Genomic DNA, 25,242 nt, shown 5'->3' with positions numbered 1-25,242 from the left:
TGGTATGGACTACATCAAGGAATTGCGCGGATACGTCGGAACCCGCCCGCTCCTGCTGCCCGGAGCGCTGGTCGTCCTCATCGACGACGCAGGAAAGATCATGCTCACCCGGCGCACGGACACCGGCGAATGGAGCCTGCCCGGAGGCCACATGGAGCCCGGGGAGACCATCACGGACACGGCCCGCCGTGAAGTCCGGGAGGAGATCGGACTCGTCGTGGAGAACCTCACCCTTCTAGGCATCTTCTCCGGCCCGGAGTTCTACTACTGCTATCCGAACGGTGACGAGATCTACAAGGTCACCATGGTGTACTCGGCACCGTGTCCTCCAGGCGCCCTTGCTCTCGATGCCACAGAGGTCAAGGAGGCGGCCTTCTTCGCCGTCGACGCCCTGCCGAAGGACATGTTCATCCAGGAACGCCGCATCCTTGCTCGCCTCTTCCCCTCCTCGGCAGCTGAAATTGTCGATCATTGATACGTCTCGCTGGGTTTCGACGCGGGGACTTTGCGCCCGACAGGCACCCATCGCCGCCAGGAAGGAGTGGAGCCATGCGCATCGAACTGGTCTGCGTGCCCGGGGAGTCGGATGTCCCCAACGAAGACTTGGCCGCCGTCTCTCTCCCCTCCTCCGGTGGCGGCGGCTCACTTGTCGTGTTGGACGGCGTGACCCCGCCGGCCGACGGTGACACAGGGTGCGTGCACTCGGTGCCCTGGTTCACGGCCCGCTTCGGCGCCGCGCTGCACGGGCTGGTGGGGGTGCGGCGTGAGATCACCCTGGCCGAGTGCCTGGCCGAGGCGATCGAGCGGACCGCGGACGCGCACCGTACGAGCTGTGACCTCACACACGTACACACCCCGCAGACCACCGTCGTCGCCGTGCGCTGGGACCAGGATCGAGTGGAGCACCTGGTCCTCTCCGACTCGACGCTGCTGCTCAAGGCGCCCGGCGGGCCGCTGCGCGTGGTGTTCGACCGGCCCGTGCTCGAACTGCCGCCGCTGCTGCGGGCGCTGCGCGATCGGGTACAGGAGCTGCCGCCCGGTTCGCCGGAGCAGGAGACGGCGAGGCGGGAGTACGGGCGGGCGGTGGAGGAACTGCGCAACGTCGAGGGCGGGTTCTTCACCGCCGCGGCCGACCCCGACGTCGCCCAGCGCGCAGTGACCGGGAGCACGTCGCGCGCCGAGGTTGCGACGCTGGCGGCACTCACCGACGGCGCGACTCGTTGGACGGAGGTCTTCGGGCTCGGCGACTGGGAGGCCTTACTCAGCCTGCTGCGCAAAGAAGGCCCGCAGGAGCTTGTCGACCAGGTGAGGGCGGCGGAGTCGGCCGACCCGCTGGGGCGTGAACATCGCCGCGGCAAGACGCATGACGATGCTTCGGCGATCTATGTGGAGCTGTAGCGACGAGCCCACTGCCGATGGGTGCCGGTGTCGGCAGGTGCTGTTTTGGGAGGGCCAGGGCGGTGGCTGCGCTCCTGATGGGGGCAATTCCGTCCGCGGCCCGGGCAAGCCGGTCGAAGGGGGAGGCTGGGTGCGCTCCATGTGGCGGGAACTCTCAGTAAAAACGGGCCGATTGCATGTTTAGCGACGGAAGGCCGATCGCCTGGTAACTCCTTGACAGGAGAATATTTCGCCATTGAGTATCGTCGTGCCTCTCCTGACCGGTGGGGGCTCAGTTATGAACGAGGCAGGGGGTTTTCGAATGTCCGCGATCGTTTCCACGCTCAAGCACACGAAGTACGTCATGGGTTCTCTGGCGGCGGTGCTCTTCACGAACTGCCCCAGCTGACGCGAGGGTGGGGTGGACGGCCACGGCCGCCCACCCCACCACGTTGACGGGGCCGGGGGCGAGGGCGGGGGAAGGATCCATGTTCGACGCGGGGATACGGCAGTTCCGGATGGCGTTGGCCATGGTGCTCGGCCGTCCGATCAATGTGCGTTCCGCCGAACGGCTCGTCGAGGACGCGCTGGCAACACTCGCCGAGTTCGGCTCGCCCGGCGAGGACGTCGAACAGTTGCTGCGCGGCGCCGCTGCCGACCCGCAGATGCGCACCGACCTCACCAACAAGGCCCTGCGCCGCACCGCGAAACGCCTCGCGGCGAAGTCGCCCTTCTATGCCGACCACTTCGCGGCAGCGGGTGTCGACCCGGGCGCACTGACCACCGAGAACATCGGCGCAGTGCCCGTCACCACCAAGACCGACCTGGTCAAGCGGTCCCGCGACTTCCTCTGCGGCGAGCCCTTCCTTGCGTCCCGGACCACCGGGACGACAGGCCGGCCCACCGAGGTCTGGTACTCCCGCTACGAGGAGCGCCTGTGGCCCGCACTCGTCGCCCTCTCCCAGGTGCTGCGCGGCAGCGTCCGCACCACCGACCTGGTCCAGTTCAACGTCAGCTCCCGTGCGACCGGCACGGCGTACGCGGAGATGCAGGTCGCCCGCTTGGCGGGAGCGGCGATCCGGATGGTGGGCCTGGTGCCGCCTGCGGAGACTCTGGATCTCACGGCGGGCACCGACGAATCGGCGCCGACCCTGATGGTCACCTACCCCAGCTATCTGGGGCAGCTGATCCGACTGGCTCGCGAACGTGGACTCGGCCCCGCGGACTTCCGGCTGCGCCGCATCAATGTCGGCAGCGAAGTGCTCTCACCCGCCCTCTCGGCCGCCGCCGAGGAGACCTTCGGCGCCACCGTCCACGACGGCTACGGTATGACCGAGGTGACGCCGGTGGCGGGCGCGATCTGCCGGCAGCGGCATCTCCACATCGACGCGGGCATCGGCCTGGTGGAGGTGTGCGACCTCGACACCGGAAGGAAAGCCGCGCCCGAAGCGCTCGGCACGATTGTCGCCACTCCTTTCTTCCCCTACCGGGAGTGCATGCCGCTCTTCCGCTACGACACCCGGGACCTGGTGCGGCAACTGCCCGACGCGCCGCTCACCTGCGAGATGGCGAACGTGCCGGCGACCTCGCACATCCTCGGCAAGGCGGACCATGTGCTGCGCACCCAGGATGGCCCGGTGACTCCGCGCGAGATCATCGAGGTCCTCGACGCGCTGCCCGGCGCGCGCTGGCCAATGCGCTATCGCGCCGACGTGGTGGACGGTCGGCTGCATGTGGAGGTGGCCGCTTCCTCGGTGCCGGAGACGAGCGGCATCGCGCAGCATTTCGCCGAGGCGGGCATCGCCGCCACCGTCGACGTCGTACCGGTGGAAGGACCTGAGCTGCGGCGCTACCGCTGCGATCTGGTCGAGAACAGCTTCGCCTTCGCCGGGCGGGCCTCGTGACCGCCGCACAGAGCGTGTTCTTCGTCCTCGTGACGCTCGCCGTCGCCCTGGGTGTCTCGCTCGCCTCAGTCGCCTACTTCCGACGGGTCACGCTGCCCCGCCCGGCCGTCGGTGCCTTCAACGGCAATGACATGGTCATCATGATGGGCTTCGTCGTCGCACTGCCTTTCCTCTATCTCTCCCTTCCGGGCTGGCTGCTGCCGCCCGTGCTGGGGCTGACGCTGGCCGGTGGTCTCGCGGTCGGTTACGGGCCCGTTGTCCGGCGGGGACTGGTTCGCTGGTCGCTCATCGTCGGTCTGCTGGCCGCCGACTGGCTGGCCGCGCGCACCGCTGAGGACGATCCCACTCACACCCTGCCGTACTGGCTGGTCAACAGCGTGGTCATCATGATGATGGCGGTCGGCGCCGCCAACCTCAACGCGCAGGGCGGCTTGAAGCTGCGGCACGTCTCCCGCTTCGCGTTGGCGCTCGCCGTGTATGACCTCTTCTTCGCCACTGTCGTGCCGCTCACCCAGAAGCTGTTCGGAGCTGTGCAGGGCTACGCCTTCGCACCGTCGGCCGGGCTGCGCATTGGCGAGTTCGGTGCCGTCCTGGGCATGGGCGACCTCCTTGTGTACGCCCTCTTCACCACCGTGGCCTACAAGGCGTACGGACGTTCGGGGCTGACCTTGGCTCTTGGGCTGGTCGCCGTGTTCGGCGCGCTGGCGCCGACGCTGACACCCATCACGGTCGAGGCGCTCACCGGACACCTTCCAGAGGTCGTGCCCGCGCAGATCTTCTTCGGTCCGGCCGCTTTCTTCGGGTACGTCGTGCTGCGGCGGCGCGGCCCGGAGCGACGCATGGCCGATGTCCGGCCGCCCGCGCGGCTCGCGACAGCCCATGGACAGCCGGAGGCCGCGAGCCCCCGCAATCGCGCGTGAGCCGTCAAGGACCCTCGGGGCCGAGCCCGGCCTGAGGCTGAATCCGGCTACCGGGATTCATCCGCAGTGCATCGGCCTTGAGGCCGATGGTGAAGCGCATCAGGTGGTTGCGGTGCGGAGCACCGCGGAAACGTCCCGGCGGAGCCGGGAAACGCTCCACCCGGGCCGGCGGATCGTTACGGCAGATCCGGGTTCGACCGACCCGACACGGAGTGTCGGTGGTGGGGGTTAGCGTCCGGATCATGCAGCTTCGGTATGCCTTCCGCCTCGACCCGAATCCGGGCCGGCGCAGTGCGCTGGCCCGGGCGTTCGGGTGTGCGCGGGTGGTGTACAACGACGCGGTCGCCGCCCGTGAGCAGGCCCGGCGGAAGGGCGCTCGGTATCCGAGTGCGGCCGTGCTGTCGAAGACACTGGAGGGGCCGCCGGACTGGCGGTGACTGATGCCCGCCGCGACCGGTCGCCGTCGTCGATCTCGAGAGAGATCGCAGGCAACGGCGGCCGCGAGGCCTACCGCGCCAGCACCGCCGACGCGGCAGCGTGGGAACGGGCGCGCCGTCCTCGATCTACCGACGCGTCTCGCGATGTACTACGACCTACTGAAAACCCTGGTCGCCCGGCAGCTGATGGTGCGCAAGTCAGTTATTAATGACTGCTTGTTGAACGACTCCGTCGTCGCCGGGTGGCGCGCTGTCGCTGCCGGCCACGGCGCGCGGTTCTCCCTCATCGAGTGCGTCTGCGCAGACCTCAAGGTCTACCGCTCCCGTCTGGAGGGCCGCGAGCGGGGGCCGCCCGTGCCGTCTTGGGATGGCGCATCCCAGGGTGGCATGAAGTCGGCTGGGAGCACGTATCGAATACCCGCCGCTTACGGCGGAGCGACTGGTCGTCGACACGGTGTAAACCCCATTGAGGACAATCTGCGCGTGGTGCTGAGGAGTTGGATCACGGGCTGCATGGTCAAGTTCACCGGATTCCGGGACGGTTGGATGGGACTCAGTGTGCCGGGTGCGTGCGGCGGGTGAGGGGTGTGAGGGATCGGCTCGGTGGCACCGACAGGGTTGTCACGCTCCTACGAGCTCATTCCGCCTACGCACGGACCCTCCTGGCCGGCAGCCGGATCAGTGCCTCGGAGCGGTAGGGCATTGCCAGCACGGGGAAGTTGTGACCGATGCGGCGGGCGTCATGGTGGCCTGTCTCGGATCGCTTGCCATCTGAGCTCCATACGACGGGGGCGGTCCAGGCGGGGCTGTTCGGTGAGGTTTGGCGGCTGTGCCACGGAGACGAGGCCGAGTGCTGTTCTGAAGCAGGCCCGCACAACATCCCCTGCAGTCACGGTCTTCACGCTACGGGGGAGGAACATGTCTATCGTAAGCGGGGCCGCCAGATCTCGACCGGGCCGACGTCATGCCTGGGGCATGGGGCATTGCCTGTGTCCGCAGGCGGCTGACGGGGTGGACCTGCTGTGCGGAGGGGGCCGTTCGCATGTACGGGGCCTGGGTGGGGGCGCTCGAGGGGGCGTGTGCACGGTTCGCGCGGGGTGAGGCGGCCGCTGTGCTGGAGCAGGCGGTGGAGGAGTCCCTGGCACGACTTGAGGTCTTCCTTGCCACTCCGCCGTGGAATGCCGCACCAAGCCTCTTGGCACAGGCCTGGCCGCTCATCGTGCGCACCTGCTGGAACCGTTCGCAGATCATGACCGGCGCTGCGGAGATCGGTGAACGCGCTCGGGTCCTGCATGCCCTCACCATGCTCGTCGACGCTGAAGAAATGTCGGCGCTGCAACCCGACCTGGTCGCAGACCTCACGGTGTACCTCGCCAACGAGGTGGGCGCGTCGCTTGGTGACGTGCCGACCCATTCGGCCTCCTGGCAATTCAACGTCCGTTGCCTGACAGTGCTGTTGGACGATGTTCGGCTGCCAGCGGAGTTGCGGGGCGAGTCCGCGGTGGTGCTGGGGTGGGCGCGATGGGTCACCTACCTGCGCACCCCGCCGCAGGACGGCAGGGGACACCTCGCCTTGGCTCTGCAGGCCTTTGAGACGGCAACTGCCAGCGAGTGCGCCTTCCCCGCGCCGGCGCCGGTCGCCGAACACCTGCAGGCGATGGGGGCACGCCGGGCTGCGGACTTTGATCATCCGCTGCGCTGGATGGCATCAATCGACCCCGACAGCGAGGCCCTGAGGTCCTGTTCCTGCTCAGTTGTTCATGCCCGCCGCTGGCTGAGCCTGGCCGGCACCGATCGTGACCAGAGGGCGTTGGCCGCGGCGGATCTCGGGATGGCTTTGGTGTACCGCTTCGGACTGTTGGGGTGGAGTGAAGACCTTGACGAAGCACTGGAGGTGGCACTTGCCGAGTACCGCCGCCCGGGCAGGCTGCCGGTGCAGACGCTGGTCGCGCTGGTGAGTGCTGCTGGCCAGGCGTTGTTTCTGCGGGCGTATCTCAACGGCAGTGAGCAGGACACCCTGGATGGAGCTCGCATGCTGGCCGAGACGATCCTCGCGGTGGGTGTGCGGGAGCCGGTAACTGCTCAACTGGTCGCTTGCCTGGTGGAGATCGCGCTGGGCACGCCCGACGGCGGCAGTTCAGCGCCTCTGGAAATCGCCCAGGCGATGGTCGAGCGCTGCTGTCGAGAAGGCACACAGCCACGTGCCGACCTGTCGTGGTGGCAGGCGATGCTGTCGCGCGCAAGTTTTCGCCAGGAGGGCACCCAGGAGGCGTTCGTTCCGGCCGTTGAGGCCGGCCACCGTGCGTTGCGCTGCCTGTCCTTGGCTGATCCCCGCTATCCGCGCCGCAGGGCCCATCTCGCGACAGTGCTGTACGAGGGGTGGCAGGCCTTCCAGAATCCGACAGACCTGGATCATGCCATCGAGACCATGCGCAGGGCCCTCGCGTTCGACTCAGATCGCCCTATGCCGCATGAGCGGGAACTGTTGTGGGAGATGCTTTACCGGCGCGCCGAGTTGATCGGCGACCCCGCGGACTGGCGTGACGCGGTGTCGGCCCTGATGGATCTCACCCGACGGCACGGAGTGCCGGACGCGACCACTCTCAGCAACATGGGCGCAGCCGCGTTGGCCGCACGGATCCCATTGAACGAAGAGGCCTTGGACACGATCGTTGAACTGTTGGAGATGGCCGCGCAGTTGGAGGGCGAGGGGCAGGAGGTGCCGCGCTGGGGGCGTCTGCTCAACCTGACCAACGCCCTGGTCGAGCGATACGGCATGACGGGTGAAGCTGTGGACATCGACCGTGCGGTGGCCATGGCCGAAGAGTCGGTAGCGGAAGCAGCCCGCCTGGGGGAGAACCCGGCAGAATCACTGGGCGCATTGGTCAACGCTCTGCGCCATCGCGGCTTACCCGATGACCTTCAGCGTGCGGCCACGACAGCGCGTCGTGCCCTGGGCGCGACGCCGTCAGCAGCCAGGAAGGCGGTTTTCGCCGTGTGGCTCGCAGCGGCGTTGGCTCAGTGGCGGGAACAGACCGGCTGCGACGATCCGGATGCGCGCGCTGAGTCCGTACGCGCTTTCCGCCAAGCGGCCCAAACCGTGGAAGCAGAGGTGAATATCCGCCGGGACGGCGCGCATGCCTGGGGTGCTGAAGCCACGGCGATGGGCGACTACGACTCGGCGTGCGAGGCCTGGTGGCTGCTCATGGAGCTGATCACTGACGGGCGTTGGCATGCCGCAACTCTGGAGGAACGTCGGGAAAGCCTCATCCGCCGCATCTGGGTTCCCCGGGTCGGCGCCGCGTGTGCCATCCGTGCTGGACGGTTGCCCATGGCGTTGCGGTTCGTGGAAGAAGGGCGCACCGTTCTGCGCAGAACCGTGCGTCGGCGTCTGGCGTGCATTGCCGCGGTCGCAGCAGATCGGCCAGAACTCGCCGAACGGATGAAGGTGGTGCACGAGGCGCTGATCGGGTTTGACCGGATGGGCCTGGCAGAGCGCCTGTCCGACTATCTGGGAGGAGAGAGCGCGCTGATCTCCTTCGAGGGGACCAGTTGGTGGCGTGATGTCCTGGAGGACGAGCCTTATGGGCTCCTGTCGTCCGACGGCGCTGAGGTCGCAGAGCGCATGACCACGAATCGCAGTGACGAGCACATCAAGCATGGACAGGCGCTGCGGCGGTCGATGGTGACGCAATGGCACACCCTCATGGACGAGATGAGGGACACGGCACGGTCGAGCCCGAACCCCACCGAACCGACCGCCTTGCTGCGCAGGCACCTCACCGAGGGCCAGGCGGCAGTCGTCATCAACGTCAGTAGCGCCGGATGCGACGCACTGATTATCACCCGGCACGGCCTGCGTGCCCTGCCGCTGCCCAAGCTCACCGAGAAGGCCACCGTCCGCTACACACGCGAGTTCTACGCGTGCCTGCTCCAACTGGACCTCGGCATCCGCTCTCCTGAGCTGTTGGGAGAACTCCAGCACGTCACCCAACAGATGCGCCAGTGGCTGTGGGACACCGTGGCGGCACCGGTGCTGGATGCCCTGGGCCATCGCAGTACCCCGCCCCAGGGCACACCGCGGCCGCGGGTGTGGTGGTGCCCCACCGGCTCGCTGGCCGTCCTGCCCCTCCACGCAGCCGCCGACTTGCACCACGAAGCGGCCGGAGTATCCGTCCTCGACCGTGTCGTCTCCTCCTACACCAGTACCCTCACGGCCCTGGCCGAGTTGCTGTCCTTGGCCCCACCGCGCACAGCGAACCCGAAGCGGATGCTGCTGTTGGGCATGTCAACCACCACGGGACTAGCCGACATCCCCGGTCTTGCGCGCCACCTCACCGATCTGCGCGAACGGCTGCCGGTGGACAGCACGCTCCTGCTCGATGACCAGGCGCGCGTGAATTCGGCACTACAGGCCTGCGCCACCAGCGACTGGCTGCATATCGCAGCCCACGGCCTGCCGGGCACTACCACGACATCGGCGCGGCTCTTCCTCAGCGACGGCTCTTTGAGCATCGACCGCCTGTCCTGGGAGGCGCAGCCCGGCAGTGAACTGGCCTACCTGTCCGCGTGTCACACGGCCAGTTCCATCGCCACTCTTCCCGACGAGGCCGAACACCTGGGCGCGGAACTCCAGGCGAACGGCTGCCGCCATGTCATCGCAAGCCTGTGGGCGGCCTCTCACCGGGTGGCAGGCGGCGCGGCCGACCTGTTCTACGACGCGTTGACCGGCACGTACGCAAGCGACACCGACCGATCCGCTGAGGCACTTCACCAGACGGTCCACCTACTGCGCCAGCGCCACCCCAACCGGCCCTACCTATGGGCCCCCTTCGTCCACATCGGAAGGTGAACGCGGGCTTCCATCAGGATCCGCTGTCGAAGATCAGCAGGTGCTCCTCGTCGGCTCCCCGCCGGTACAACTGCTGGCCGAGGGCTTTCCACAGCGCCCGCTCGGCATCCAGCGTGCCGGGAAGCGTCAGCCCCAGGGCTTTCAGCAGATCACGCCGGTGAATGTCGAAGGACGCACGCACCAACTCGGCATACCCAAGCCCGGTCCGCACGGCTGCCAGATAACACAGCCTGCTGACTGCCAGCGCCGCCGATGCGGTCATGAGTTGCGCGGTCCAAGAGAGGCAGACCGCCTCTCCGGCCACGGCGACGCCCACGCCGAGGACGCCCGCCAGCACAGACGTCACCAGCATTGCGTCCATGGCGGACCGGCTTGCCCCCAACTCTGCGCGCAGGACATCGGAGAGTAGCGGATACAGGCGAGGCCAAAAGAAGACCGGATCGATTCCGTAGCGGCGCTCGTCGCGCACATAGGACTCAGCGGCGGCTAGCACATTGCCCAGCCGGGTGGGCTGGAGTTCATGCTCCGACACGGGGAAACGCCGGTAGAGTAGGTCATGGTCCGCATCTGACGCATGTATCGCGCTGATCCGATCCCACCGCGATTTCTGGCGCTGTCTCGCCCTCTGCGCCAACCACCCCGCTCCCCAGACATTCCATCCGTACCCGCAAAACAGTCGGGTCAGCTCCGTGAGTAGCTGAGAGAGGATCACCGTCGAGACCGTCACCGTGCTCACCACGGCTGCGCCTACGGCGAGCCGTACCGACGGGTCCTGCACCGTCCACCAGTCACGCGCCACAAAGGCCCCGAACCGATGCAACAGCAACAGCGCGACAATTGCCCAGAACAGCAGGCAGGGCACGACGAGTGCGAAGAACTCTCGCACCGACAGCCAGCCGGACACTCGCTGCGTCAGACCTGTGACCATCGGCGTCACCACACGAAGGTGTGCGCTGCCAACTGCGAGGATGCGCAAGGCGGCATGCGAGGCGGATAGGACGAGAACCGCTGCATGACTCGGCAGTGCCGGCCGGCCTCGCGGTAGCCACACCGTCGAATGATCTGTGGAATGTGCAGATCTCCCGACAGGGTCGGATAGGCCGACAAAGGGACCCCGAAAGCCAGGACCTCCTGCAGATGCTCTACTGCCCAGACTCCCCGCACACCATCAGCATCGGCGACGATCACGGCCACGGGCCCGCCGTCCTCCTCGACTTGCTGAAACGCCCACGTTGTCAGCGCGTGTACCACGATGCTCTCAGGATGCGCGACGATAAGACGGTATTCCTTGCAGCCGGCGCTCAGCGTCGCCGACGCGGCGGATGGCGTCCCACGGGGCCGTGCATCGACCACCGCGTACGAATCATCGACGATGACACACCACGCCTCGCTGCCACCGAGGTCCGCCTCGTACGGCTTGCGCACCGCCCCACGGACCAGCGGCATGTCTTGAAAACGACTCGGAGCCACCGCCTGGGCCTCGGCTTCATCCACGGTTTCCCCCGTTTCTCCCCGTCGAGCATCTCACCGGTAGGGCCCAAGCCACAGCAGCAGGCCACCTGTCGGTGAACTTCGAAAGCTGGCGCAGGCGTGGCGACCGTCGCCGACTGCCTGGCCCCCTGCGCAGCCTGAAGTACGAACTCGGCGGCGTCGACGCTTCCTTCGCACCGGCCGTCGTCACGACCGTGGCCGTGGGCATCACATGCCTCGACGCCGTGCTCGCGACGGCGCTGCCGGTCACCACCGGCGCCGGCACCGCTACACTCGCGCAGGCCCGGGCACAGGGGCGCGCCGGACAGGACGCGCTCGCCACGACGACCACCGCGCTGGCGGTGATAAGCCGTCTTCGCTCCCGCTGACGCCCCTGCCGCGGGGGTCCGGCGCCAGGGGACACTCCATCACCGTCGACGCCATCCGCTACGCCGTCGACACTGGCTGCAAATGGCGAGCCCTGCCCGCGGACTTCCCGCCCTGGCGCACGGTCTGGGGGTTCATGGCCCGCTGGGCGGTCGCCGGGATCGTCGGGCAGATTCGCGACCAGCTTGCCGGACGGATCCGCCAGGAGATGGGCAAAGGACTTCGGGCGGTCGCCATCGTGATCGACTCCCAGAGCGTGAAGGCGGCGGAGACCGTCGGCAAGGACAGCCGTGGCTATCAGGCGTCTCGAAGATGAAGATCGAGCTCACCGTGCACGGCTCACATCCGCGCAAGACGGCTCTGGTGGTGCCAGTCAGGTCCGGGTGCGGGTGCTGTGCCCTCACTTGGCATAGTTGACCCCGCCAAAGCGGCAGGGAAGGAAGGGTCATGGACGAGGAACCGGAGCGTTACCGGGTCGAGTTCGCGAGTGGTACTGCCGCCTCGGTGGAGAAGCGGCGCTCCTTCCGCGACCACGAGCGCAACGATATAGAACCCGACCTGCCCGGCTGGCCCCCTGGACAGGCCTTCGCGGTGCGGGGGTTCTTCGGCAAGCTCGGCCGACACGTCCATACTGTCGTTACCGGGCTCTTGATGTTGCCGCTGTACATCATCGCCAGCGCCCTCGGCAGTCCCGCGTCGCCCGACAAGCGGGGGAAGCTGGAGGAGCGTGAGAACGAAGTCGACGACTTCCCCGTCATGTGGGCGGGCGTGGGCGAGACGGCTCGTACGCTGCCCTGGCAGCTCGATCCCTCCCGGAGGTCCTGGCGAATGGTGACCGAGATCGAACTGGCCGAGTCTGATGGGCTCGTGCGCATTACGTCGTACGAGGACACGGCGCGGGGCAGTTGGTTCGTCTCATGGGGCGGTGGCGAGAAGGTTCCGGGATCCGAGGCCGTCCTCTGGTCATTGCCTCGGAAGGAAATCGTCGGCGCGGAGATCAAGCGATTCAGCATGGCCGAGTCCGACTTCAAGATCTCCTTCCGGGATGGGTCGTGGGCCAGGCTGACGACGACTTCGTCGGACGGTGCGCGGAGGATCGCGGCTCTCCTTTGTTAGAGGTCGTTTGCACTCGGACCCGGACCGCCGAGCTCCGCCGGCCCTGGGAGAAGCCCACGGCTCCCGACCGGCTGACTCCGGCCCGGGTCCGCCGGGGGTTCAGGAACATCCGCGCGTACCTGGCCAGTCCGGCCCGGGTTCCCAAACCTCGTGGCACTGGCCCCGGTCGGCCGCCCGGCACCCCGCTACGACGTCGGTAAGACCGTCACACGTGCCGAGACCCTCGCAGAACTTCACGCGTCTCGAAGATAAAGATCGGGCTCAAGCTCAAGAACGGTGTGACCGCGGCAGCACCCAAGTCCCAGAGGATGCGGTTGTCGAGGGCGAACACCTGGAGCTTGATCTCGGCGACGGCACGAGCGTTGCCGGTCACCACGGTCTGCCAGACGCCATGGGCATCGAGGGTGATCAGGACAGCGGTCGCGCCTGGTAGGACGTCCGCGCTCCCGTAGATCGATGATGTGCTTGAGGGGTTCGTCGGTGAGGGCGCGGGCGAAGCGTTACTGACCTTTTCGGATTGGCCTCGGAGGGTGACGGTGGTGATCCCTGCGGTATGCCGGTGTTATGCGGTACGCGGAGGGTGGGGGCCTGACTGTTGAGCGGCGGGCCGCGCGTGAGGTGCTCCGGCTGGAGGCCCGGGTCTCGCGGAGTTGGGTGGCGATCACCTCGTCGGACTGCCGGGCACGAACGTCGACGTAGTGCGCCGCGAACAGCGTCACAGACCGTGCTGCGGCATCGTGCATCGCCGTACTCCTTCGGTCGAGGTCGGTGGGGCCAGGTTGGTCGGGCGTGCTGACCGGGGTAAAGCGACTGATTGTCGACTCGGGCAATTCGCTCAGCTCGGAGGCTTGTTGCACGAGGCGTGCTACGTTCCGAAAGCCCGGGTCGCACACCGCAGGACGAGGACCGTCATGACGTACACGCGGCCCCTTTGGCCCGTCTCTGTGAAGGGCGTCGCTCTCGACTCGCAGGATCGCGTGCTGTTGTTGAAGAACGAGCGTGAGGAGTGGGAGCTGCCCGGCGGCCGTCTGGAGATCGGCAGTGCGGATGGCGCTGTACCAATGGACGCGAGCCCTGAGTCCGCGGTGGAGCGGGAAATTCAGGAGGAGACCGGCTGGGAGGTCAAGGCCGGCCCGCTCATCGACGGCGGCGTGTGGATCTACCAGCCGATCCCCGGCCGCAACGTCCTGATCGTCACGTACGGCTGCACCGTGCTCACCCCTGACCAGCCGCCGGTCATCAGTCACGAGCACAAGCAGCTCGGGATGTTCACCGCCGCTGAGGTGCCCGCGCTGAACATGCCGGACGGATACAAGCAGGCCATCGCGGCTTGGTACGGCCGGGGCGCTGTCGGTGCGGGCGAGTACGAGCGGATGTAGTCGACCATGGGCGGGGGAGAGATGGTGAAGCGAGCGGACGGCAGGCGGCTCCCAGTCGCGCGGTCCTCGGCCCGCCATGCTCAGTGGCACTTGGCGACCGGAGAAGCCCAACAAGGCCTCGCTACCGGCGACTTGTCGAGCATCCTGCGGTTCTACCGCTGGGTGTGCACGGTATGAACCAGACCGGGCTCGGTGAACTCCTCGGCTACGACAAGACGTACATCTCCGCCCTGGAACTGGGAAAGCGCACGCTCGACGATGTGGGTTCCCGGCGACGGGTCTGTGACCGGCTCTGTCTGCCACCGCACGTCCTTGGCATCACCGACGCCGCAGGCACGGACCACCGGGCGATACTGCAGTTCGGCGAGTCCACCGTCCGGCTCGCCGTGGTCGCCCCGCCAGTCCGGCCACGCCTCCGAAGCCGTCTCCGAACTCTGGCCGCTCGTCGCCTGCCTCGAAGCCCGTATCGAGGACGGACACACCGAGCGCGAGGTACTGCACCTGCTCGCCCGCGCCCGAGTGGGCCTCGGAGTTGCCCTCGGTAACGTGCTCCCGGAGGAACGCCTGAGCACTGCGGCCCGCTGGACGGCAAAGAGCCTCGACATCACGGAGTATTTCGAAGACCCGGGCATGACGTCGTACGTGCTGCGTATGCACGGGGGACGAGTTGCTCATTCCCTGCGCCATGAGCCGAAGTTATTGATCACGCTTCTCCGCCAACGGGGCAGGTCCACGCTTCTTATGGGTCCGACGCGGCTTGGTCATCGCAACATCCCTCAGGACTGGTGTTGCAACGACCTATAGAACCCAAGCAGTGGGTTTCGGCCCCGGTTGGCGATCGTTCGGGCATGATCTGGCAGTGTGAATTGGCCCCACCCGGGCGTCGCGGGGTGTCGTGGATACGGCCGTGCCCAGGACGCGGGTCGCTGACGATGAGGTGGGAGAAGCGTGTGATCGTCTGGGTGAACGGTGCGTTCGGCAGCGGGAAGAGCACGCTGGTGGATGAACTGCGTCCACGTTGGCCCGAGGCGCTGGTCTATGACCCGGAGATGGTCGGGTATGTGCTGCGCGAGATCGTCGAGGTGCCGACCGGCGATTTCCAGGATCTGCGATTGTGGCGGCGGCAGGTCGCGGACCTGGCCGTGGGTCTGGTCCAGGAGTATCAACGCCCCGTCCTGGTCCCCATGACGCTGGTCAATCCCGGGTATGTCGGCGAGATCTTCGGTGTGCTGAAGGATGCGGGCATCGTCGCCCACCACTTCTTCCTCAAAGTCTCGCCGGAGGTCTTGGTGAAGCGGATCGACGGACGGAGCTTCACCCCCGATGATCCCGCCAAGGATGAGCAGGTCCGGCAGTGGTGCAAGGACAGGATCGAGCCGTGCACGGCCGCGGCCGACACCTTGCCCGGCGACACCGTGTTCCTGGACGGCGAGCTGACCCCGCAGGAACTGGCCGACAGCGTGCTTGCCCGCGTCAGTGCGGGCCTGAACGGGTAATCCGCCCGGCGCGTGACAGCTCGCCGGGTCTGCAGGTCGGCCGCTTCCCTGCTGGGTCTTGGCGTGGGCGAGGCGGTAGGAGTCTGTGCCGGTCTCGATGATGTTGCCGCCGAAGGTCAGCCGGTCGACGATGGCCGCGCAGAGCCTGGGATCGGTGAAGGTCTTGGTCCAGCCACCGAACGATTCGTTCGAGGCGATGGCCACGGAGGCCTTTTCCTCCCGTTCGGTCAATACCTGGAAGAGCAGTTCAGCACGGCGGCGGTCGAGTTCCATGTAGCCGAGTTCGTCGATCGCGAGGAGGTCCACGCGGCCGTAGCGGGCGATGGTCTTGGTCAGCTGACGGTCGTCGGCGGCCTCGACGAGTTCGTTGACGAGTTTGGCGGCGAGCGGCGGACAATGGGGGACGGTTGTTCGCCGGCCCGCCGGTGGCGGCATGCTCTAATCGCCGGATGACGAAGATCGAACCAGAGCTAATACGACGTTGGCTGGACGGCTGGACTGTCGCCCGCTCCCTGTCCGAGGCCGAGCCGGTCGAGCCCGCCGGGGACGGCCTGCGGTCCAAGTGCGACCAACCCGGCCGCGAGGTCGAGGTGTTCGCGCTGCGTGCGGACGAGGAGCCCGAGTCCTTGGCACGGCTGGCGGCAGCCGTCGCCGCCGCGCGGCAGATCACCTGGCTCACGGTACCTACGCTGCGCCCAAGCACAGTCGAAGCCGTCGTCGGCGCCGCCGGACTGGATTTGCTCCACCGGTCCGAGTGGTTCATGACGACCGATCTGGCAGAGCACCCGCAGCACCCGCCCGCCGCGCCGTACGAGCGCGAAGTGCGCACGGAGGGACCAGTCACGGTCGTCTCCATCCATGGCCCCTCCGGAGAGGTGGCAGCGCGCGGCGCCATTGCCGTGATCGGCGGCGACGCGATCGCCGATCGCATCGAGACGGACGCGGCGCACCGCCGACGCGGCCTGGGCCGCGCCATGATGAGCGCTCTGGCGGAGGCCGCCGTGTCCCAGGGCGCCCGTACTGGTCTTCTCATCGCCAGCGAGGAAGGCAAGCGCCTCTACTCCTCCCTCGGCTGGCACCACGAAGCCGACGTCCTGATCGCCCGAGGGCCGGTGGTTCCCTCCACCTGGTAGGACGTGTCTCCTTGTACGGAGGCCTATGTATGACCGACCGGAAAATGACTCACTTGAGGCGTCGGCACGTAGGGCGGCCGTCCCAGCGGTAGCGGCTCGTTGCCCGGCGGATCAGCACGCGGAGCGTGACGAGAGCGGCGGCGAGGTAGAGGTAGAAGTCCACGACGCTGCCGCTCTTCTCTGTGCAGCGCCGGAGCTTGCCGTAGTCGTTCATCCACGAGTGCGTGCGCTCGACGACCCAGCGCTTGCCGGCCTGAATCGGGGCTGGCACTCCCTTACGCGCGATTTCGGCCGTGAATCCCAACTCGGCCATAAGTGCACGGGACTTGGCGCTGTCGTATCCGCGGTCGAGGTTGACGTTGACCGTTTCCGGCAGCGGGCCGACCTGCGCCTTCGCCGCTTCCCGGGTGGGCCCGAGCAGGGGTGAGTCGTGCCGGTTGGCTCCGGCGGAGACGATCCCGAGGGAACACCGCAGGCGTCGGAGGCGACTGAGCGCTTCCCTATCGCGGCCGGTGGGAGACCCTGTCCGCGGGACAGCAGGCCGTGAACCGGTCCCAGGCCAAGATCCGGGCGCTTGTTGAGCAGCCATGGCCACCCTCAAGACCTGGCGGCTCCTCCGAAAGCCGCGATGCTCCACCACCCGCATCACCGCGCTCGTTCAAGCCGTCCTCACCCTCCATCAGGCCAGTTCAGACGCAGGATGAAAAGGCCTCAGTGATCCACGTGTCCTGCGCGTTGCCTGGTCCGCGACAGGTGGAGTCAGTGAGGACGCTGGGCGTGATCGAGGAGATATACGTGAAGCAGTGCACGTAAGCGGGGTGTGCACCGTTACCGTCCTGACATGGGGAGCGAGCCGAAACGGGTGGAGGCGTCCGGTGACGGCGCGGTCGGAGCCGGCCGCGATGTGTACGCCGCCGTGACCGGAGACCACAGCAGCGCCACGTACGTCCACCACCAGGTGAACAATTTCGGCCCGGGTGCGGCCGCGGTACCGATCGACCAGGCCGTCCCTGACCCGAGGACGGTGTTCGACAAGGTGCTGGACGGCGGATTCACCGGCCGCCAATGGGTGATCGACGAGATCGATGACTTCCTCGACAGGCGGCCGTCCGGCTATCTGTGGATCGAGGCGGACGCAGGCATGGGGAAGTCCGCGCTGGCCGTTCATTTGGTGCGTGAGCGCGGTTGGTTCGGCCATTTCGCCCACTACACCAGGGGAGAAGCGGTCCGGGTCGCACTGCAGAACCTGGCCGGACAGCTGATCAAGCACTACGACTTGCAGGATCTTGCCCCCGAAGGTCAGCTGCCGGAACGGCTATTTACTCCGGAGGGGTTCGTGGCCGTACTCGAGCCGGCGGCCAAAGCCCAGCAGGCCCGCGAGGAACACGGTTGTGTCGTGCTGGTCGTGGACGGGGCGGACGAGGCGGAGCGCCAGCCGGGCGCTCTGCCATGGGGGTTGCCCCGGCTGCTGCCGCACGGCGTGTTCGTGATCGGCACCTACCGGACGGGAAACCCCCCGGAGAACAGCGACCCTTCCTCCGCCGTGCTGCGGATCGACGCAGATGACGAGCGCAACCAGAGCGACCAGATCGCGTACCTGCGTGCGCAGGCCCAGGAAGGCTGGCTGAAGGCCTGGTTGGCCGAAGCGGGCGTCACCGCCGAGGAGTTCACCTCCCGGGTCGCCGCGCGCAGCGGCGGGGTGTGGGTCTATGTGCGGTACGTACTCGAAGCGATGCGGCTGGGCCGGCCCTCGTCCAGTGCGCTGGACGACCTTCCCCAGGGCCTGTGGTCCTACTACGCCGCTCGTCTGCGGGACTGGCGCGGCGACGAGCACTGGCGCGACGGCCTGCTTCCAGTACTGGCAACGCTCGCGGCGGCTGGTGAACCGTTGCCCGCGGCAACACTGGCGGCACTGGCCGGGGCGCCCGAGGACCTGACGCGGGACTGGTGCCAGTACCGGTTGCGGCCCTTTCTGACCGCCACATCGACCACACCCCGGCGGTTCGAGATCTACCACGCCAGCCTCCGCGAGATCCTCACCGGTGCCACCCCCGCCCTCGCGGCCAACCGGCCGGACGAGCAACTGGCGTGGCCCGAGGTGCTGGAGCCCGCCACCCGCGCGGCACACACGCGCGTGGCCGAGCGGTACCTGGAGCTCTTCGGCGGACTGGACGGCGAACTGCAAGCCCTGGCCGAAGAACCGGCGCTCGCTGAAGCCGACGACGGGTACGCGTTGCGGCATCTGGCAAGACACCTCGCCCGCGCCGGGCGCTGGGCAGACCTGCACCGGATGCTGCGCGCCGAACGGCCCGTCGGGCAGCGGCAGCACGTGAACGTGTGGTTCGCCGCCCACGACTACGCCGACACCCTGGACGCCTATCTGGACGACATCACCCAGGCCCGCGACGAGTGCCGACAGCGCACCGACCGTGCCCTGGCCGAGCACCCGCCCGCTCCGGCCCTGGCTGAGGAGATCCATTACACGCTTATCGCGTCCTCCCTCACGAGCCTCATCGACAAGGTGCCCGCTGGTCTGCTCCACCACCTGGTCGCCCAGCACATCTGGAGACTTCCCCGCGCCCTGGCCTACGCCCGCAGGATGACATCGCCCAAGGCGCGGGCACACGCACTCGGCTCCCTGGTACCGCTCCTGCCCGCCGAACAGCAAAGGGGGGTCCTCGACGAGGCGCTGCAAGCCGTGTCAGCGGTCAACAATGACTGGGACCGTGGCGAGGCACTGGTCAGGGTGATGGCATACATGCCCGAGAGCCACGCGAGCGCCGTGGCTCAAGACGCCCTGCACATCGCCGTCGACTTCGAGAACCCGCAAGCGGGTGCATGGACGCTCACCCACCTGATCAAGCATGTGCCCCCCGCGAACCGTCCGGAGGTGGTCCGACAGGCATATCTGGCGGCATCGAAGATCAGGGATTATGGGAATTCAGATTCCTCTGCGCGTAAACGCGCGCTATCCGGGTTGATCGAGTGGCTGCACAGTGACCTCCCGCCGCACGCTATCTCGCGGGCCGCGACAATACTTAACGACGGATACGGCCACCGGACACACGCCATGGTCTGGGGGCTTGAACCCCCTGACGCCAACTGGTCGGACATGGCGGAGTACGTGTTGTGGGCCGCCCTGTCCGAAAGCGGCTTCCCCCGTGTCCGAGTTCTCAGGATCCTGGCCCGTCACCTCCCCGCCGAACAGCAACGGGCGGTGCTGGAGCGGGCGTTGACCGAGGCGATGGGTATCAGTGGACGGCTTGACCGGGTCCGGGAACTGGCCGACCTGGCCCCGAGCCTGCCTCCTCGGGAGCGGGAGACGGCGATGAACGCCGCACTGCGGGACGCGGCCGCAGCCGTCACCAGCACTTTCACGCTTCTATTCCATCGGACGGATGTGCTAAGGCACCTGCCTGCCGAGCACCTGCCACCCGTGCTGGATCAGATACTGGAAATCCTCGATGTCTCGGATCCGCCCTACGAGCGTGAAAAGATGCTGCTCGAGCTCCTCGACTACTGGCCCGCGGAACGTCGTCGTGCGGTATCGCGGCAGATTCTCACCGAGACCAGTTCCATCGGCCGGCAGAACCTCGACCACGCGACGGTGAGGGATCTCATCGAATACACCGCCCCTCAGTATCAACTGGCCCTGGCCAGACAGGCTTTGGCAGGGGTGGCTGCCATCGAGTGGGGATACGACCAAGTCGTGGCGCTGAGAGATCTCCTCGAGAGAGTGGCGCCCGAACACCAGCGGAGCGTGGCCGAACTATCCCTGGACATCGTGGAGAGCATCACCCAACCGCCCCGCACTCGAGCGTTGATCGAAATAGCGTGCCGCCTGCCCGAGGAACAGCGGCTGACACTGCTCGACCGGACCCTCGACATGCTCGACGCCGTCACCGCCGTAGGCGTGCGCGCCCGGGCACTGGCTGAGCTGTTCGACCACCTCCCCGCCGAGCGCACGCGAGTAATTCTGGAACGGACGCTACAGGACGCACTCGCCCTCAGCGACGCGTACGAGCGCGCCGAAGCTCTCGCCCCCCTGCTCGCGCATGTCCCAAAGGAACGCGGAAACGCCCTGGCTGAGCATGCACTGGACGCGATCACCGACGAGCACACTCCAGCTCTGCCACTGATCGTTCCCTGGGCCATCGACAAACCCATGACGAGAAACCAGGACTCGGGACAACGGGCATCGACAGCGAAAGCAGGAGACCGTCGCGCCAAACGGGCTGCCAAAGGACAACGCGCCCGGATCCGCGCGGCTCTCGTGCCGTACCTCTCCCAGGGGAGGCGTCGGGCCATCCTGGAGCGGGCTCTCGAGGAGACAGACGCACTCCTCATAACGGAGGATCGCTTCAAGATGAAGCAAGAAGTAATCTCTGCGTCGTATTGGGTAAAGCTGGACAAGGCACCACCGCGAGTCGACCCATACAGATCACGGGTCCTGGAACGCCGTGCCGTACCTGAGGACATCCCCGGTCCCGTGGCAGAGGCCGCCGAGCGGCACTTGGAGACGCTCCGCAGGTTTCGTCCTTCGAAAGAGCGTGCCGAGGGACTGATCTCTCTGCTCGAACAGCTTCCCGCAAAGCGCCGGATCACGGTGGCCGAGGAGGCGTGGGAGGCGACCGCCGCCGTCGCCGACGAGCGCGAGCAGAATAGGCTGCTCGCAAGGCTGATCCGCCACGTGCCAGGCCATCTCCTGGCCCCCACGCTGGCCTTGGTCGCCACCCACAACGACCCCCGCTTTGCGTCGATGCTCGTCGAGCGGGCCGGAGAGACCATCGCGGACAGTTCACCGACGTCTTATGTCGCGTTCCTGCGCGCGGCCACACAGCGACTCTCCCGCAGCGATCACCTCTTCACCCTGCGCAGCGCCGCCCCCGTGCTCGGCCGACTCGTCGGTCCGGACGCGATACGGCACATCAGCGATTCGATCCTCGTCGTCGGCCGCTGGTGGCCATGACCGAGACGCGCACGGGCGTAGGGGGGCGGGGGCGACGGGCGGTCGGCGGTGGACTTCCTTGACGGCGCGAACAGCGCCCCCGAGGGCTGACCGGCACCGGCCGCCACTGCGGGGCAAGGGTTGCGGAGCTAGAGGGCGTCTGAAAGGCCTGTCAGCGGGCTGGTCTTGCGAGGCGATGTACCAGAAGCATGGCCATGGCGAGGTAGATGGCGTTCTCCGAGCAGACGCGCAGGTACTCGTAGTCCTTCGGCAGGCGGCGACACCGTCCCAGCCAGGCGAATGTCCGCTCTACCACCCAACGCCGCGGGACCACTGCGAACTAGGGCACTGCTGGAGGCGGTGCCCCCACCCGGGCCCAGGCGTGGAAATCGGCGCCGCGGTAGCCCTGGTCCGCCCATACGTGCCGCAGGTGCGGGAAGGCATCGGCAGCCCGGGCGCACAGCACCACGGCGCCATCGCGGTCACCCACACTGGCCGGGCTCACGTGCGTAACCAGGACGGTGCCGCGGGTGTCGACGAGCAGGTGCCGCTTGATGCCGCTGACCTTCTTGCCGCCGTCGTAGCCGTGCAGGCCACCGCGGTCACTGGCCCGGACACTCTGGCTGTCCACAACGGCGGCACTGGGAGTGGGATCCCGGCCCAGCTGCACCCGCTCGCACTCGCGCAGCTCCGTCAGCATCCGCTTCCACACGCCGTCCTTCGGCCAGCGCCGCCAGTAGTGGTAAACCGTCTGCCACGGCGGTAAGTCATGCGGCAAGAGTCTCCACGCCACAGCCGGCCCGCAGCCAATACGCCAACGCGTTGAGGAGCTCCCGCCGCGCGTGCTTCGCGGGCCGTCCACCGGACTTGACCGCCGGAACCAGCGGACAGAGGTTCTCCCACTCCGGATCAGACAGATCCGTCGAGTAACGGGTACGGCGCCGGTGAAGTCGAAGTTGTGCTGGCACCAGGCGGTGGGTGCGTCCGGTTGCTGGAGGTGGTCGCGGATGACGCGGATGATGGTCTGCCGGACTTCCCTCTCACCGGCCTTGTGCTCGGGGGCTGTCGGGTCGGGTTCGTAGGGCATGCGGAGGTAGGCGCACAGGACGTCGATGCAGACCTGGCGTTGTTCTGCCCAGTCGTCAGCGAGGCGGGCGAGGGCGTACACGCCGGTGAGGCGGACGGCGGCCTGGCCGTGGCCGAGTTGTTCGGCGGCGGTGGTGTAGCGGTCGGCGAGCTGGCTTGCGTCGGCGCGGTGTGCGTCGCCCTCGGCGAGGAGCTGTTTGCGGTAGGCGTAGAGACCGGCGAGGACGGCACCGATCAGGGTCAGTGCGGTGACGGTGGCTTTGAGGACGTCATTGATGTTGACCGGCTTGGGCGGCTTCTGGTCGGCGGCCGCCTGCGCGAAGTGGTCGTAGGCGTAGTGGTAGATGACCCAGCCGAGGGCAGCGGCGGCTATCAGCGCCACGGGTGCCACGATCCAGACGGGCCAGAGGTTCGGTGTGTAGCGGCGCCGGGGGGCCTCGCGCTTGCGCCGGAGTGATGCCGCGTCAGGAGCATGGAGCCCGGCCGCCGCCCGGGACAGCGACTTGACGAAAGACGCCGCGGGCCCCGGCCGAGCCGGAGCCCAGCCGGGGCCCGCGGCTATCCGGATCACAGCCGCAGGAACAGGTACACTGCCGCCCACACGGCCAGGCCGACGCCGAGGGCGGGGACGAGGGCGGGCGCCTGCACGGCGCCACCACGGCGAGGGCGGAGCCGAACTCGGCGACGGCGAGGGCGGTCCGGTCGGTGGGCGGCGGTGTGGGCGAGGACGGCATCGGAAGGCCTCCGGGTCAGTCGGTGCGCCCGCCGGTCGGCGAGCCGCACCGACCCTGGAGGAGCGCGGGGTTAGACGCCTCACGGCCCCAAGCCGTCAAGTGGGCGGCCGGGATGCCTGTGTAGCTTTGCTGACTGTTCGATTAGGGGCGCAAGGGGGAGTTTCAGTGGATGTGCTGCGCGTTATGGAGGCGCTGGCCGAGCAGGGGGTCACGGTCCTCATCAAGGCTGATGCCGAGCGCATGCGCGAGGGCGCGAAGCCATGGACGTTCGTCGCGAGTGGAGCCCCGTTCCAATCCGCACCTCGTCCTCGACGGACACCCAGGTAGTACGCCCTACTTCGGTGCCTGGAAGCCGCCGATCTTCTGCTCAAGCAATTCGGCCAGCCGCAGCGGGGTGCGGTCCTCGAACATCGGACCGATGAGCTGCACTCCCACCGGCAGACCCTCGGGGGACCGGCCCGCTGGTATAGCGGTGGCGGGTAGACCGGGCATAGTGGCCAGACCGGCCCAGACGAGCTGGTCGAAGTACGGATACTCGACGCCGTCGATGTCGATCCGACGTTTCATCAGGTCGGGGTTGTGGTCGTGCGGGAACGCGGGAGTGGGCGTGATGGGACACACCACGGCGTCGAACTCGGCGAAGAACTGCCGCCAGCCATGGCGGTGGAGCTCGCGAAAGCTGTTCGCCTCGATCCAGTCGCGGTGGCTGAACACCATGCCGCGCAGCCGCGCCGCATCGAGACTCTGGTCGTCTGCGCTCAGTCCGGCGGCGCGGGCCTGCAGCTGCTCGTACGCTTCGACGGGAAAACGGGCAACGGAGCCCGAAAACAGGAACTGCGTGTAGAGCACCGCGGCTTCGGTCAGATCGGGCAGCAGCGGACTGTCCCGCTCGACGCGGGCACCGCCGTCGACAAGCGCGTCGGCCACCCGGCCCACGCCCGCCCGCACAGCGGACCCGGTCGGAATGAGCGGATGCTCGTCGAGGACCAGGACCCGGAAGTCGCAGAGCCGCTCGTGGCGCGCGGGCGGCAGCGTCAGGTGGTACGCCACACCGAGCGTCAGCGGGTCCGGTCCGGCCATGACATCGAGCAGGAGCGTGAGGTCGCGAGCGGTGCGCGCCATCGGACCGACGACGGCGAGGTCGTGCTCGACCGGCAGGGCCGGCCCGGGCGGCGGGACCATGCCGCGGCTCGCCGCCAGCCCGAGTGTCGGCTTGTGCGCGTAAATGCCGCAGAAATGCGCGGGGGTGCGCAACGAACCGGCGAGGTCGGAGCCGATGGACAGCGCGCCGAATCCGGACGCCAGGGCCGCCGCCGAGCCGCCGGAGGATCCGCCCGACGTACGACGGTGGTCCCACGGGTTGTTGGTGGTGCCGTAGATCTCGTTGAAGGTCTGCACGTCCTGCAGCCCCACGGGCACATTGGTCTTGCCGAGCACCACCGCGCCCGCGGCCTTGAGCCGCGACACCTGCACCGCGTCCTCGGCCGGCACGAAGTTCCGGTGCGGCGGCATACCCCAGGTCGTGGGCAGCCCGGCGATGTCGTACGACTCCTTGACCGTCACCGGAATGCCCAGCAGGGGCCGGTCCTCACCGCGGGCACGCGCCTGGTCGGCACCGCGCGCGGCGGCCCGTGCACGGTCGAAGTCCGGCACACAGATCGCGTTGATCGCATCGTCGTCCCGCTCAATACGGGCGATCGCCTCGTCGGTCAGTTCCGCCGAGGTCACTTCACCGGCACGCAAGGCAGCCGCGAGTTCTTCGGCTGTCGGAAAATTCCACTCCATGAATCCGACCGTATCTGCCTCTGGAAGAGGTCATGAAATGCCGCTTCGCACAACGGGTTTCATGATGCTTCTCTCCGGCCGCAGACGAATCGCCCGACCATTGGCGCCGTCGTAGCTGCGGGATACCCGGCTCAAGCGGCGCCGCTCGCCCTCGATGGCACCGGCAAGGACGCCTTCGATCTGACGCTGGCACAGGAGCCGTCCTCGGCGGTCAGTGT

18 protein-coding genes and 5 pseudogenes are annotated in these 25,242 nt (G+C 67.7%); 15 read left to right on the top strand and 8 right to left on the bottom strand.

What is annotated here, in order from left to right; translation table 11 throughout:
• Positions 1–4: 4 nt before the first annotated feature.
• The 6 genes from ACZ4WS_RS42565 to ACZ4WS_RS42540 all read left to right on the top strand — a co-directional run bounded on the left by ACZ4WS_RS42565 (position 5) and on the right by ACZ4WS_RS42540 (position 9,490).
• Entirely contained in the window at positions 5–475 is a 471-nt protein-coding gene (locus tag ACZ4WS_RS42565; protein ID WP_467988763.1) for an NUDIX hydrolase, read from the top strand.
• 74 nt (positions 476–549) lie between these two features.
• Positions 550–1,398, top strand: a complete 849-nt coding sequence (locus ACZ4WS_RS42560; protein ID WP_467988761.1) for a hypothetical protein — start codon at positions 550–552, stop codon at positions 1,396–1,398.
• 467 nt (positions 1,399–1,865) lie between these two features.
• A complete protein-coding gene (locus ACZ4WS_RS42555) occupies positions 1,866–3,281 on the top strand; it encodes a phenylacetate--CoA ligase family protein (RefSeq protein ID WP_467988759.1) in 1,416 nt (471 codons plus the stop codon).
• The gene (locus ACZ4WS_RS42550) at positions 3,278–4,201 is read left to right on the top strand and encodes a hypothetical protein (RefSeq protein ID WP_467988757.1); all 924 of its coding nucleotides are present in this window, start codon (positions 3,278–3,280) and stop codon (positions 4,199–4,201) included. Before ACZ4WS_RS42555 ends, ACZ4WS_RS42550 begins: the two co-directional genes overlap by 4 nt.
• A 242-nt stretch (positions 4,202–4,443) precedes the next feature.
• Positions 4,444–4,638 (top strand): helix-turn-helix domain-containing protein, encoded by a 195-nt coding sequence (locus ACZ4WS_RS42545; RefSeq protein ID WP_467988755.1) that lies wholly within the window; start codon positions 4,444–4,446, stop codon positions 4,636–4,638.
• 1,111 nt (positions 4,639–5,749) lie between these two features.
• Positions 5,750–9,490 (top strand): CHAT domain-containing protein, encoded by a 3,741-nt coding sequence (locus ACZ4WS_RS42540; protein ID WP_467988752.1) that lies wholly within the window; start codon positions 5,750–5,752, stop codon positions 9,488–9,490.
• Positions 9,491–9,503: 13 nt separating this feature from the next.
• Here the strand turns inward: ACZ4WS_RS42540 and ACZ4WS_RS42535 are convergent, their stop codons facing one another.
• Both ACZ4WS_RS42535 and ACZ4WS_RS42530 read right to left on the bottom strand, forming a co-directional pair.
• Positions 9,504–10,427, bottom strand: a complete 924-nt coding sequence (locus tag ACZ4WS_RS42535; protein WP_467988750.1) for a hypothetical protein — start codon at positions 10,425–10,427, stop codon at positions 9,504–9,506.
• Entirely contained in the window at positions 10,424–10,984 is a 561-nt protein-coding gene (locus ACZ4WS_RS42530) for a hypothetical protein (protein WP_467988748.1), read from the bottom strand. Before ACZ4WS_RS42530 ends, ACZ4WS_RS42535 begins: the two co-directional genes overlap by 4 nt.
• 71 nt (positions 10,985–11,055) lie before the next feature.
• Between ACZ4WS_RS42530 and ACZ4WS_RS42525 the strand changes: the two genes are divergently transcribed.
• The 4 genes and pseudogenes from ACZ4WS_RS42525 to ACZ4WS_RS42510 form a co-directional block, all read left to right on the top strand.
• Positions 11,056–11,349, top strand: a complete 294-nt coding sequence (locus tag ACZ4WS_RS42525) for a hypothetical protein (RefSeq protein WP_467988871.1) — start codon at positions 11,056–11,058, stop codon at positions 11,347–11,349.
• Positions 11,346–11,660 (top strand): annotated as a pseudogene (locus ACZ4WS_RS42520) (transposase); the annotation flags it as partial. The gene ACZ4WS_RS42525 and the pseudogene ACZ4WS_RS42520, both read left to right, overlap by 4 nt.
• A 134-nt stretch (positions 11,661–11,794) precedes the next feature.
• Complete coding sequence (locus ACZ4WS_RS42515; RefSeq protein WP_467988745.1) at positions 11,795–12,463, top strand: hypothetical protein; 669 nt, start codon at positions 11,795–11,797, stop codon at positions 12,461–12,463.
• Positions 12,436–12,715: pseudogene (locus ACZ4WS_RS42510) on the top strand (NF041680 family putative transposase); the annotation flags it as partial. The gene ACZ4WS_RS42515 and the pseudogene ACZ4WS_RS42510, both read left to right, overlap by 28 nt.
• On the opposite strand, the gene ACZ4WS_RS42505 reads toward ACZ4WS_RS42510, so the two are convergent.
• A complete protein-coding gene (locus ACZ4WS_RS42505; RefSeq protein ID WP_467988869.1) occupies positions 12,669–12,839 on the bottom strand; it encodes a hypothetical protein in 171 nt (56 codons plus the stop codon). The pseudogene ACZ4WS_RS42510 and the gene ACZ4WS_RS42505 sit on opposite strands and share 47 nt — an antisense overlap.
• Positions 12,840–13,374: 535 nt before the next feature.
• Here ACZ4WS_RS42505 and ACZ4WS_RS42500 point away from each other — a divergent pair.
• Both ACZ4WS_RS42500 and ACZ4WS_RS42495 read left to right on the top strand, forming a co-directional pair.
• Positions 13,375–13,842, top strand: coding sequence for an NUDIX hydrolase (locus tag ACZ4WS_RS42500; RefSeq protein ID WP_467988743.1), 468 nt, complete (start codon positions 13,375–13,377; stop codon positions 13,840–13,842).
• A gap of 950 nt (positions 13,843–14,792) precedes the next feature.
• Positions 14,793–15,338 (top strand): P-loop nucleotide/nucleoside kinase family protein, encoded by a 546-nt coding sequence (locus ACZ4WS_RS42495; protein ID WP_467988741.1) that lies wholly within the window; start codon positions 14,793–14,795, stop codon positions 15,336–15,338.
• A 51-nt stretch (positions 15,339–15,389) separates the two neighbouring features.
• Here the strand turns inward: ACZ4WS_RS42495 and ACZ4WS_RS42490 are convergent.
• Positions 15,390–15,725 (bottom strand): annotated as a pseudogene (locus tag ACZ4WS_RS42490) (ATP-binding protein); the annotation flags it as partial.
• A gap of 62 nt (positions 15,726–15,787) precedes the next feature.
• On the opposite strand from ACZ4WS_RS42490, the gene ACZ4WS_RS42485 reads away from it, so the two are divergent.
• Complete coding sequence (locus ACZ4WS_RS42485) at positions 15,788–16,471, top strand: GNAT family N-acetyltransferase (protein ID WP_467988739.1); 684 nt, start codon at positions 15,788–15,790, stop codon at positions 16,469–16,471.
• Between the two features lie 49 nt (positions 16,472–16,520).
• Here the strand turns inward: ACZ4WS_RS42485 and ACZ4WS_RS42480 are convergent.
• Positions 16,521–16,969 (bottom strand): annotated as a pseudogene (locus ACZ4WS_RS42480) (transposase); the annotation flags it as partial.
• Here ACZ4WS_RS42480 and ACZ4WS_RS42475 point away from each other — a divergent pair.
• Positions 16,967–17,175, top strand: a pseudogene (locus tag ACZ4WS_RS42475) (transposase family protein); the annotation flags it as partial. The pseudogenes ACZ4WS_RS42480 and ACZ4WS_RS42475 overlap by 3 nt on opposite strands.
• 137 nt (positions 17,176–17,312) lie before the next feature.
• Positions 17,313–21,440 (top strand): hypothetical protein, encoded by a 4,128-nt coding sequence (locus tag ACZ4WS_RS42470; protein ID WP_467988737.1) that lies wholly within the window; start codon positions 17,313–17,315, stop codon positions 21,438–21,440.
• A gap of 151 nt (positions 21,441–21,591) precedes the next feature.
• On the opposite strand, the gene ACZ4WS_RS42465 is transcribed toward ACZ4WS_RS42470, so the two are convergent.
• The 3 genes from ACZ4WS_RS42465 to ACZ4WS_RS42455 all read right to left on the bottom strand — a co-directional run bounded on the left by ACZ4WS_RS42465 (position 21,592) and on the right by ACZ4WS_RS42455 (position 25,024).
• Entirely contained in the window at positions 21,592–21,753 is a 162-nt protein-coding gene (locus ACZ4WS_RS42465) for a transposase (protein ID WP_467988735.1), read from the bottom strand.
• 6 nt (positions 21,754–21,759) lie between these two features.
• Positions 21,760–22,887 carry a transposase gene (locus ACZ4WS_RS42460; RefSeq protein ID WP_467988733.1) on the bottom strand — a complete coding sequence of 376 codons (1,128 nt, stop codon included), beginning with the start codon at positions 22,885–22,887 and terminating at the stop codon, positions 21,760–21,762.
• A 685-nt stretch (positions 22,888–23,572) separates the two neighbouring features.
• The gene (locus ACZ4WS_RS42455; RefSeq protein ID WP_467988731.1) at positions 23,573–25,024 is read right to left on the bottom strand and encodes an amidase; all 1,452 of its coding nucleotides are present in this window, start codon (positions 25,022–25,024) and stop codon (positions 23,573–23,575) included.
• Between the last annotated feature and the right edge of the window lie 218 nt (positions 25,025–25,242).

The organism is Streptomyces sp. NPDC029292 (genome assembly GCF_055569295.1).
This window is presented reverse-complemented; position numbering and strand designations above follow the sequence as displayed.